Origin of the sequence: Wolbachia endosymbiont of Drosophila nikananu (assembly GCF_028981865.1) — a bacterium.
Lineage (GTDB): Bacteria > Pseudomonadota > Alphaproteobacteria > Rickettsiales > Anaplasmataceae > Wolbachia > Wolbachia pipientis_B.
Genome location: NZ_JAPQLL010000055.1, coordinates 1 through 7054, shown reverse-complemented (window position 1 = coordinate 7054; position 7054 = coordinate 1). Strand labels below are relative to the sequence as shown.

Genomic DNA, 7054 nt, shown 5'->3' with positions numbered 1-7054 from the left:
AAGATAACTGAATACCTTCACTATCATGATAAGGGGGCTGGCGAGGCTTGTCAAGTAAGTTTTTTCGTTTCTAACGGTTGTTGCCAAAAACTATACAAGAAGTCTATTGAAATCGCGTATATTAATCGTTGTAAAATCACACAATTGCTCTGTAGAGCTATGCCCTGTAATAATTACTATACCATTTTGCTCAGAGCGTATTGAGATTAGGTTCAGCACTAATTCACACGTTGCACTATCAAGATTACAAAATGGTTCATCTATCAGCCAAACGTTTGCTTTAGAAATCAAGAGGCGAGCAAGCGCAACTCTTCTTTTCCAGCCTGCAGAAAGTTCGCCATATCTAATATTAAGTACAGATTGCAACTGCAAGCAACAAACAGCTGCCATAATCAATTCCCTAGTATTTCGTATTCCTGCCCAGAATTCTATGTTTTGAGCAACAGTTAAGCTATCTTTACAGGCATTCTTATGGCCTATATAGACCATAGAAGGTATATAGGATTTTGGATCATCATATATGTCTTTTCCGCAGTACCTTATATTGCCTGATACCGGCGGTAAAAGTCTAGATAAACTTCTAATTAAGCTGGTTTTACCACTACCATTTGGACCAGTGATTAGAATCTTTGATTTTGGCTCAGCTTTAAAACTGAGATGTTTAAATAATACTTTGTTATTACGAGCGCAGGATAATTTTTCACATTCGAGCATGAATTATCTGCCCTTCCCCTTATGTTTACCTTGAGTTGAAGCCTGAGCTTTTACAAACAGCTCCCAAAATCCTTTCTGTCCGCCTTCTCTATGTATCAATTGTGCAAAACGCTGCATTAAACCATTACCCATCATAACCATCTTTGTCCATTTACCTACCGGTTTTGCTATGTCAACTATTTCTGGATCTTCTTTATAAACTTGCACATCTTTTTGTTTCTCGCGTAGCGTTTCTTGTTGTTTCATCAACTCTTTTTGCTTATTTTTTTGATATAATTCATTGAATTTTCTGTCTTCTTCCCACTCTTCTTTAAAAACTTTTCTAGGAAATATGATTTTTCTAATGCGATTTTTGTATATTTTTCTCAAAAAGAGAAATACTGCAGCTACAGCAAGTAATGTTACGCTATATAATATGATCTGTGTAAGTGGCATTTCCTGTATCTAATTCATTAAAAACACCCTTATTATTATACCATAATTATAGAAATTGTGCAATTTTTTTTGCGGGTCAAGACAGTATAAAAGTAATACTGCTCTATTTCGTAAATTGGACAAATATCTGACGAATGGGCTTGTATGTAGTAAGGTTTATTTCTATACTTTTTAAAGAATTTAGAAATGAAACAAATATGAATTGCTATAAAACTCACACGTGCAATGAATTAAGGAAGAATGATATAGGAAAGAAAGTTACCCTTTCTGGATGGTTATACCGCAAGCGCGATCACGGCAACCTAATCTTTGTTGATTTAAGAGATTTTCATGGGATTACTCAGCTAGTGTTCAATAATGACAAGGACTTTTTTGATGAAATTTCAAATTTAAGATCGGAGAGTGTGATTACTGTTACAGGAACAGTCAAAGCCAGAATTGAAGATACGGTAAATAGCTCCATTTCCACGGGAGAAATTGAAGTTATAGTTGATAGTTTGTGCGTTGAGTCGGAAGTTGAGTTCCACCTTGATGAAGAAATAGCAAAAGAAGAAAGGAGTATATTAGCAAGTATTGCCGGTGCGCAAGAATACCCAGAAAACATGAGATTTAAATATCGTTTTCTTGATTTAAGACGTGAAAAGGCTCGTAATAACATTATTCTGCGCTCACAAATCATCGCAGAACTCAGGAAGCTCATGATAGAGCAAGAATTTTTGGAAATTCAAACTCCAATACTTACTGCTTCGTCCCCTGAAGGTGCACGTGATTATTTGGTGCCAAGCAGACTAAATCTTGGTAAATTTTATGCATTGCCGCAAGCTCCACAGATTTTTAAGCAATTACTCATGGTCTCAGGGTTTGATAAATATTTTCAAATTGCACCGTGTTTCCGTGATGAAGACGCAAGGGCTGACCGTTCTCCGGGGGAGTTTTATCAACTAGATCTTGAAATGTCTTTTGTGACTCAAGAAGACATCTTTCAGATTATTGAGTCTACCTTATATAAAGTGTTTGCTAAATTTTCTCGTAAGTCTGTCGATAAAGATTTTCCACGCATTACATACAAAGAGGCAATGCTTAAGTATGGTTCTGACAAGCCAGATTTGCGCAATCCACTATTAATCAGCGATGTTACAGAAATTTTCCGTGATTCAGGGTTCAACATTTTCAAAAGCAATATTGAGCGTGGTATGGTAGTCAGAGCCATCCCTGCACCTAAGACAGCAGAGGAACCACGCAGCTTTTTTGATAAAAAGATAGAGCATGCACAGAAAGAATTCGGTGCTAAAGGTCTTGGATATATAACGTTTGATAAAGATGGCATTGCAAAAGGCCCAATTGCTAAATTTCTTGATGACAATAGGCTAAACCACATAAGAGAAGCAACAAACATAGAGCCGGGAGATAGTGTATTTTTTGCTTCTGACAAAGAGAATGAGGCGGCAAACATTGCAGGAAAAGTACGCACTCTTTTAGGGTCAGAACTCAGTCTTATAGATGATAATATCTTCAAGTTTTGTTGGATCATTGATTTTCCATATTTTGTATATGACGATAAAAGTAAAAAAATCGATTTCTTTCATAACCCATTCTCCATGCCACACGGTGGTCTGAAAGATTTAGAGGAAAAGAATCCACTCGATATCCTTGCTTACCAGTATGATCTTGTTTGCAATGGAATAGAACTATCAAGTGGGGCGATTCGTAATAACAAACTGGATATCATGTATAAAGCTTTTGCCATTGCAGGTTATAGCCGGGGAGAAGTTGATACAAGATTCGGTGCACTCGTACGTGCATTTAGATTTGGAGTACCGCCCCATGGTGGTATAGCACCAGGGGTTGACAGAATGGTTATGCTACTTGCTGATGAACCAAATATTCGTGAAGTAATCTGTTTTCCTATGAATCAGCAAGGTGAAGATGTTTTAATGGGCGCTCCTTCTAAAATAGAGGATAAGCATTTACGTGAATTATCCTTGAAGGTTACTGAATAAAAATTTTTATAGTGGAAACCGGAAGTCATGAACGATATTCAAAAAGCAATACTATCAAGCATAATCTGTAACATGATTGTATGGTATGAAATAACTCTTTTTGGGACCTTAACACACACAATAAGTAGCATTTTTTTTCCATCAGAAAGTGATTACTTAAGCACAATCAAATTTCTTGGTACTTTCGCAGTTGGCTTTGGATTTAGACCACTTGGTGCATTCATTTCTGGCTACATTGGAGATAAATCCGGTAGAAGGAAAGTTTTACTTACTTCAGTGATATTAGTTTCAATACCATCTACTGTAATTGGAGTTATACCTGGCTATAAAGAAATAGGAATATTTTCTTCTATACTACTTCTATTATGTAGAATCATGCAAGGAATGGCAGCAGGTGGAGAAACGAGTATCAACTCAGCCTTTTTAATAGAGCATTCAAGCGATAAAAAAAATCTAGGTTTTTTAGGGAGTATGAAGCCTTTTAGCGGCGCGCTTGGTTCTATTATATGTTTTGTGATGATAGCTATTTGTAAAAAACTCACAGGTGAAAATTATGAAACTTGGGGCTGGAGATTGCCCTTCTATTTCTGCTCTATTATGGGCATAATAGGCTTTTTAACAAGATATATAATGGAAGAGAGCTTAGCATATAAAACACACGATAAAAATAAAAGCTTATCTCATTCTCCATTTTTAGAATTAACCAGGGACTATAAAAAAGCATTTGTGATAGCAATTGGACTTGGTATAGCCCAAAATGCAATCGTTTATTCAGCAATCATGTTCTACAACATATCTGTAAAAGAACTTATTCTCTCAGGCATCAATATTAAAAATGTAGTAAGGATTATAGTTGAAATTACATTTGGAGCGTCTGCAGTGCTGTTTGCAATACTGTCTGATAAAGTTGGAAGAAAAAATGTAATGATTCCTACATTAGTAGCTTTAACTTGCGCCGGTTTGCTGGCACTTTCGCTATTATCATATGATAACCACTATATTGTAACGCTCACTTTTCTATTGATAAGCGTACCGATAGGTGCATCTTTTGGAATATATAATTCTCTTGTCTGTGAGTTGTTCCCAACGAAAGTTAGGTGCACCGGCTTCAGTTTAGCTCACAACATATCTGCAGGAATTTTTGGTGGCCTCTCTCCATCCATATGCATGTGGCTTATAGAAAAAACCGAAACAAAACTTGCAGCAGGCATTTATCTTACTGCCTGCGCATTAATTAGCCTAATATCTGTGCTTCAAATCAAAGCCAAAGACAGAAAAGTTGATTGGTGAAATCGTTTCAGTCAAAAAATAGCGCTTCAATAGACTTTTCAATGTGCTTAGGGATAGGAGCGGTAATAGTGATTTCTTTATTGTTTGGCAATTTTAAAGATAAAGAATGCGAATGAAGGTGAATTTTATTTGCCACTTCATCAATAAAAGCTTTTTTACCACCATATTTACCGTCACCAAGAATGGGACAATTTATATGAGCTAAATGTGCACGTAACTGATGGGTTCTGCCGGTAATTGGTTGTAATTTTAAATAAGCAACATTATGTTTTAACCTTGCTATAATTGAAAAATGCGTAGTGGCACCTTGAGGTGAGCCTTCATCAACGACCACTTTTTCTTGACCAGAAACATATTTTTTTACCAACGGATAATCTATTATTCCACTATCCTTGCTTGGCACGCCAGAAGTTAATGCTAAATAAGTTTTTTTTACCCTCCGTCCTTTAAATTCCTCCATAAGGTATCTGGCAACACTAGCATTGCGTGCGAATATTATCACTCCGCTCGTATCTCTATCTAGCCTATGGACAATTTTAAATATTTTTCCCTCTCTTATTTGGTCAAGCAAATCACTAATGCTAATCTTTACTTTTACGCCACCTTGAACAATTACCCCTGCGGGTTTGTTTATAGCGAGTATATATTCGTCTTCATATAATATGTTCTCTCTTAGTAGATTCACTAACTTTTCATTATATTTGCGGTCAGAATCAGCGTTCTCAATATAATTCAAGTGCTTCAGCGTTATAGTTTGTCCAGAATTTACTCTATCACTAGACTTTGCTTTGCAATCATCAACTTTGATTAATCCTTTCCTTAAAGATTTTTCAATTACAGATTGCTTTAGATTAGGAAAGATTCTTCTGATGTACCTATCTAGTCTAACGTTATCGTCTTTTACTAATATGGTTTTTATATTCTCCATTACTTTATTTGGATGTATGCTAATATCAACTGTTTGCATGACATAAAATAAAGTATAGCACAAGATATAAACCCTTCGGCTACATGTGCTATTTATTTAGTAGCGTCGAACAAGGAAAAATCTTGTTAAACCTGAAAGAAACTATTTTATCCAGTGCTATAACAATTTTTAAATATAATTTATTAAGAAGTATTTTTGCAGTTATAACCGGACGCTCAATGGTGCTAGAGTGCCCGTTTGGGAGCATGGTTTTGGAGGAACGGTTAAACCACTGATGGAGTCTATTACGACTACCTCGATTAGAAGATTGTATAATCTAACCGTCCCAAGCTTAAATACTTCTTCATTATAAGTTATAGGAGGTCAATTACAATGACAAAAAGTAAATTAGAGGTAATGAATCCTGATGCAGCAGGGATAGATGTTGGTTCGGCTGTACATTATGTATGTATACCCGAGAGAAGAGATGAGCAACGTGTTCAAAAATTTGGCTGCTTCACTGAAGACCTTCATAATTTAGCAAGGTGGTTAAAAAAGTGTAAAGTTACAACCGTAGCGATGGAATCAACTGGTGTATATTGGATTCCTTTGTTTCAAATACTGGAATCTTACGGTTTTGAAGTTAAGTTGGTAAATGCGCGACATGTAAAAAATGTACCTGGGAGAAAGTCAGATGTTCAGGACTGTCAGTGGTTACAACAACTACATAGTTATGGATTACTCCAAGGGTCATTTAGGCCAGATAGCCAGATATGTGTATTGCGTAGTTACGTGCGACAACGTAAGAACCTCACTGAAAGTGCATCTACACATGTTCTGCGTATGCAGAAGGCATTAATTCAAATGAATATACAACTGCATAGAGTTATAAGAGATATAACAGGAGTAACTGGTATGAAAATTATCAAGGCTATAATTAAAGGCGAAAGAGATTCTGGGAAATTGGCTCAATTCAGGGATGCACGAATAAAAAATGATCAGTCTACTATAGCAAAAGCGTTAGCTGGCGATTATAGAGAGGAACATGTATTCACGCTAAAGCAAGAATTTGAACTATATAATATTTATCAAGAAAAAATAGCAGAATGTGATAGAAATATTGAGGTCTATTACAAAACGTTTGAAACAAAATCTAACGAAAGTAAACAGTTGAGTAAGGAAAAGAATAAGCACAGAAAAAGTAAGCCTGACTTTGCTTTGCACGAGGAACTGCACCGAATAACTGGTATGGATTTTACTAAAGTTCCAGGGCTTGATATACTAAGTATACAGACTATAATTTCAGAAACTGGTATAAACCATAATAAATGGTCAACAGAAAAACACTTTTCATCGTGGTTAGGACTCAGCCCTGCCAATAAAATTACAGGAGAAAAAGTGTTTAGCACAAGAACGCGTAAAGTCATTAATCGTGCTGCGAATGCATTTCGAATGGCTGCTAATTCTGTAGGAAATAGTAAAAGTTCATTGGGTGCATACTACAGGAGATTAAAAAAACGATTAGGAGCACCAAAAGCAATAACAGCTACTGCAAGAAAAATAGCATGCATATTTTATAGTATGCTCAAATACGGACAAGAATATGTAGAAAAAGGAATGGAATACTATGAAACACGATATAAGGAGAGAGCTGTAAAAAATTTGATCAAAAAGGCACGAGAATTTGGCTATACTTTAGTGCAACAAG

The 7054-nt window shown here is 35.9% G+C and carries 7 protein-coding genes; 3 read left to right on the top strand and 4 right to left on the bottom strand.

The window, feature by feature from the left end; all coding sequences use genetic code 11:
* Nucleotides 1–90: 90 nt before the first annotated feature.
* A complete protein-coding gene (gene ccmA / locus OZD67_RS03435) occupies nucleotides 91–714 on the bottom strand; it encodes a heme ABC exporter ATP-binding protein CcmA (protein WP_182183802.1) in 624 nt (207 codons plus the stop codon).
* Nucleotides 715–717: 3 nt separating this feature from the next.
* Nucleotides 718–1149 (bottom strand): hypothetical protein, encoded by a 432-nt coding sequence (locus OZD67_RS03430; protein ID WP_174515653.1) that lies wholly within the window; start codon nucleotides 1147–1149, stop codon nucleotides 718–720.
* Nucleotides 1150–1346: 197 nt separating this feature from the next.
* On the opposite strand from OZD67_RS03430, the gene aspS reads away from it, so the two are divergent.
* Nucleotides 1347–3149, top strand: a complete 1803-nt coding sequence (gene aspS / locus OZD67_RS03425) for an aspartate--tRNA ligase (RefSeq protein WP_182184123.1) — start codon at nucleotides 1347–1349, stop codon at nucleotides 3147–3149.
* A 27-nt stretch (nucleotides 3150–3176) separates the two neighbouring features.
* The gene (locus tag OZD67_RS03420; RefSeq protein ID WP_182183800.1) at nucleotides 3177–4439 is read left to right on the top strand and encodes an MFS transporter; all 1263 of its coding nucleotides are present in this window, start codon (nucleotides 3177–3179) and stop codon (nucleotides 4437–4439) included.
* A gap of 7 nt (nucleotides 4440–4446) precedes the next feature.
* On the opposite strand, the gene OZD67_RS03415 is transcribed toward OZD67_RS03420, so the two are convergent.
* On the bottom strand, nucleotides 4447–5406 hold the full coding sequence (locus tag OZD67_RS03415; RefSeq protein WP_182183798.1) for an RluA family pseudouridine synthase: 960 nt from the start codon (nucleotides 5404–5406) through the stop codon (nucleotides 4447–4449).
* 49 nt (nucleotides 5407–5455) lie between these two features.
* Nucleotides 5456–5614, bottom strand: a complete 159-nt coding sequence (locus tag OZD67_RS03410) for a hypothetical protein (RefSeq protein ID WP_182183796.1) — start codon at nucleotides 5612–5614, stop codon at nucleotides 5456–5458.
* Between the two features lie 119 nt (nucleotides 5615–5733).
* On the opposite strand from OZD67_RS03410, the gene OZD67_RS03405 reads away from it, so the two are divergent.
* A partial coding sequence (locus OZD67_RS03405; protein ID WP_274999611.1) for an IS110 family RNA-guided transposase occupies nucleotides 5734–7054 on the top strand: 1321 nt, incomplete at its 3' end.

Coding starts and splice junctions, on each gene's coding strand:
- ccmA (WP_182183802.1), bottom strand. CDS start 714: ATGCTCGAATGTGAAAAATTATCCTGCGCTCGTAATAACAAAGTATTA.
- OZD67_RS03430 (WP_174515653.1), bottom strand. CDS start 1,149: ATGCCACTTACACAGATCATATTATATAGCGTAACATTACTTGCTGTA.
- aspS (WP_182184123.1), top strand. CDS start 1,347: ATGAATTGCTATAAAACTCACACGTGCAATGAATTAAGGAAGAATGAT.
- OZD67_RS03420 (WP_182183800.1), top strand. CDS start 3,177: ATGAACGATATTCAAAAAGCAATACTATCAAGCATAATCTGTAACATG.
- OZD67_RS03415 (WP_182183798.1), bottom strand. CDS start 5,406: ATGCAAACAGTTGATATTAGCATACATCCAAATAAAGTAATGGAGAAT.
- OZD67_RS03410 (WP_182183796.1), bottom strand. CDS start 5,614: ATGCTCCCAAACGGGCACTCTAGCACCATTGAGCGTCCGGTTATAACT.